Source organism: Candidatus Darwinibacter acetoxidans (genome assembly GCF_041936445.1).
Lineage (GTDB): Bacteria > Bacillota > Limnochordia > Darwinibacteriales > Darwinibacteriaceae > DTU010.
Genome location: NZ_JBHGXH010000175.1, coordinates 1 through 2,846, shown reverse-complemented (window position 1 = coordinate 2,846; position 2,846 = coordinate 1). Strand labels below are relative to the sequence as shown.

2 protein-coding genes are annotated in these 2,846 nt (G+C 55.3%); both read right to left on the bottom strand.

The annotated features are described in order from the left end of the window. Positions 1 to 286: 286 nt before the first annotated feature. On the bottom strand, positions 287 to 706 hold the full coding sequence (locus ACE4YL_RS06380; protein WP_461369398.1) for a hypothetical protein: 420 nt from the start codon (positions 704 to 706) through the stop codon (positions 287 to 289). 14 nt (positions 707 to 720) lie between these two features. Beyond that, positions 721 to 2,846, bottom strand: a 2,126-nt coding sequence (locus ACE4YL_RS06375) for a phage tail spike protein (protein ID WP_461369397.1), incomplete at its 5' end; no start/stop codon positions are given.

Genomic DNA, 2,846 nt, shown 5'->3' with positions numbered 1-2,846 from the left:
TATCCAGCTTAACGCTTACGTCCTTGATCGATTCGTTCTGCGTTTTCTGCTCCCGCTTAAGTGCCTCTATTTCCGCCCGGTTTGCCGCGCCAACGTGACATTCACCGTTTGGCATCTTGACCGCCCCTCTCGTAATTTTTTATGATATAATATTGATCCAGGCACCGGCTCCCGTTCAGCCGAAGGGGGCGCAGGACCGCCCGCGCCCCCAGCCTGGGCTGCGTATTAAAAAAGCCGCCATTAGAGCGGCTAAATTTTTATTTTATCTCCCTGTTTCTTTATATTATCATTTTTCGCCTTCTTGTGCAATTTTCTGCGCTTTTTCCAGAGATTGTAGGCGGTTCTCAAGCAGATCCACCCTTGCCGCTTTTTCTTCTGCCGCCTGCAGCCGCTCCTGGAGCCGCACAACGGTCAGGCTTTCCGGCTCAATGCCGTCCCGGATGTGCTTGATCGCTTCGGTCCGGGAAGAGTAGCGGACGCCCCTGGTTTTTTCAAAGCCGGGCGGCTCGGGCAGTTCTTCAATCTCGTATTCGATGCCCTGCCCTTTTAGCCATGCTTGCGCCGCATCCAGATCGCGGTCGGTGAAGCAGACGATGCCTTCTTCGTTGGATGGGAAGCGGAAAAAGGGATCGCCCTCGGGCAGCTCCTTTGTTTTAAGAAGATATTTCGCGTAGTGTGCCACGCCGTCTACTGTGCGGATTTGCATCTTCCCACGCTCCCTCAGGTAATGTTGTTTGAGCTGGTGATAGTTCCCGTTCCCATATCGTTCAGCCCCGCCTCGTTGCCCCGCAAATCGTTATTAGAAACTTTGTTATTGTTGCAGCCCGAAAATATGGTTATGCCATAGTAGGCACCGCTACAGATGTTGTTTTGAACGGAGTTATCGTGAGAGCCCTTGCCGATATATGGATCACTGTAAAGCCATATCCCGGCGCCCTCATAGTCGTCGCTGTCACCGCCGATACAGACGTTGTCGCTAATATTGTTACGGCTGGAGTCGTCCAGGTAAATGCCACAGGCGGTAAATCCCCTAACGTTGTTGTTGGAAATGGTGCATTCACTGGATGCCCCCATCTCGATTCCGCGCGTACACTCATTGGCACTGCAACCTGTGACGACGTTGCCCTGACCACTTATGTAAATGGCTGTGTGTAGCTGATCGCCAATAATGTCACGAATAATATTGTGGCTCCCCATGATGTTCAATCCGGTAACGATATTGCCGGGGTTGCATTTCAATGTCAGTCCTGCAAATTCTGACATTGAGCATGCGACGTGCACAAATTCTGAGCTGTGAGCGTTGTTATGGGGATTGTGGAAGCATAAATTTTTGATACCAATATTCTCTTGATTCTCCATATCGTAGATGGTATCTTCAAAGTAAACATAAACCATGGAATAAGCATTGCCCTCCGCAGCCTGGAAAACCGTAGACGGCCCCTGCCCCTCAAGAATAACTCCGGAACGCAGCATAACGCCGTAATCCTGGATCTTGTATGTTCCTTCGAGACAGACTACCCTTCCCCCGCCCCTGGCATGGCAATCATCAACCGCCGCCTGGATTGTTTGCCCCGCAAGTTCGCCTTTCGGTACAATGTATGTCGCGTATTCCCACAGGCCGGGCCGCGACGTCTCCTCGCTCGCCACGGTCACCGTTTGCCCGCCGCGCCCCCGGTCCAACATCCTTCTCCGCTTGTCACGCCAGGCAGCCATGCGTTCGATTTCCGCGATATAATCAGAGTCCAAAGGGAGCGGGTCGCCAAAGACGATCCGCGTTTTCCAGGGTTCCTTTAGATGCCGCTCGATCCTGCTTACGCGCACATCCACGGCGGCAAGCAGACCTTTGTCGCGGGCTACAACATAAACGATCTGTCCGAGCCTCACCTTTTCGTGCTCAAGACGGACCAGCTCGCCGGTCTTTATATCAATCATCTTCGCCCGCTCCAGGTCGGCCACGGCGCCCTCTACCGTCACCTGGGGCCGGAAGTGGTAGCGGGCGCCGATTAACCAGGTCGCTTCCAGCAGTCCTTCCGGTGTTTCGGCCTGGCTCTCATACTTGCCAAAGCGGTGGAGCATTTGCCCGGTGGCCGGATCGTAAATGCCATAAAGCTCCCGGGCTTCTTCATCGCCCACCCAATCCTGGCCCAGGGGCTTGTCCGCCGGGTTGCCCTCGGCCCGTCTCCACTCCACGTCTCGGAATGTCATCGGCAGCGGTTCGCCGGTGGCGGGTTCGATTTCTTCACCCAGGGCGTAGCCGAAGAGGGCGGTCTTAATATCGCTCCGGTCCACGGTGATTTTTACGTCCTGCAGGTCACGGCCAAACTCGAACCGCTTCCCGGAGAAAACCTGCTCAATTTCGACCAGGTCCACCTTGTAGGTGCTAATGCCGGTGCCGTTGATTTCCACGCGGAATTTGAGCCGGGCCTCGAACCCCTTTTCAATCAGCCGCAGGAGTTCCAGGGGGTTGACGTGGATTGCCCGGAAGTCTTTGACCAGGGTAGCCAGTTCCGGCGCGATGTTGCCGACGGTCCAGCGGGTGCCGGCGAGCGCGGCCGCAATAGCTGTTGATGGGATGGCGTTTGCGAGAGTGTAGGAGCGAATCGGGCCTTCGGCGAGCTCATAATAAAGATGGACGCACTCCACCACCCTAACTTTGCCGCCCGGCCCCGCTGTCAAGCTGTCCCGCCGAATGAGAAACGGAATCAGGTCGCCGTCCGGGTCGGGAATGACGACGGTATTGCCGGCGACGAGGTGCCCCGCGGCCTCGGCAGTGTGGTCATGTTTTACAACGTATTTATACGCGATGTCCTTCCATGTCGGCATAAAATCACCTACTTCCACCACCC

What these genes read in the sequence shown, in the direction of transcription:
- ACE4YL_RS06380 (WP_461369398.1), bottom strand. Translation starts at nt 706, where the DNA reads ATGCAAATCCGCACAGTAGACGGCGTGGCACACTACGCGAAATATCTT.